Below are 551 nucleotides of genomic sequence, written 5' to 3'. Positions count from 1 at the left end.
TGCTGCGGGAGTGGAATTCTACTCAACCGCCTTCTCGAGTCAAGCCTTATTTTCAAAGGCTTTTCGAGGTTATCGACAAGGTTGTTTGCGTTGCCGCTTGCCCTGTCGATGGAGGCGCATTATAGGGAACAGATTCTTTCTGGCAACCCCTTATCTGCAATAAAATTGCAAAAAACAGCACTTTTTTAGTTATTCATATCCAACCACAGCTTTTATACAAACTTACCCACAGAAACCGGTTCAAGATTGCTAGAATGGCCGAAAACAAGGAGGCCAAGATGGACTTGCGACTGAGACCCTACAAGGGAAAACGCCCACAACTGGGCAAAGGAGTATATGTAGATCCCTGCGCGACACTGGTGGGTGATATCGAGCTGGCCAGCGATGTTTGGATGAAATGAACAGACAATTCACCATTTCGCCAGGTCAGGAACAACTCTTACTTCCTATATAGGAGAAGTTGAATAATGAGTGGAGGCAGTTGAGGCAGTTGAGGCAGTTGAGGCAGTTGAGGCAGTTGAGGCAGTTGAGGCAGTTGAGGCAGTTGAGGC

At 47.2% G+C, this 551-nt stretch carries 1 protein-coding gene and 1 pseudogene; both read left to right on the top strand.

Features of this window, described 5'->3' with window-relative positions:
• On the top strand, nt 1-189 hold a 189-nt coding region (locus OKC31_RS13200; protein WP_270657070.1), incomplete at its 5' end, for a hypothetical protein.
• Between the two features lie 89 nt (nt 190-278).
• Nucleotides 279-392, top strand: a pseudogene (locus tag OKC31_RS13195) (gamma carbonic anhydrase family protein); the annotation flags it as partial.
• Nucleotides 393-551: the final 159 nt, after the last annotated feature.

The organism is Aeromonas sp. Y293-4, from assembly GCF_027705905.1.
GTDB lineage: Bacteria > Pseudomonadota > Gammaproteobacteria > Enterobacterales > Aeromonadaceae > Aeromonas > Aeromonas veronii.
The sequence above is the reverse complement of the archived record's forward strand: the minus strand, read 5'-3'. Positions and strand labels throughout refer to the sequence as shown.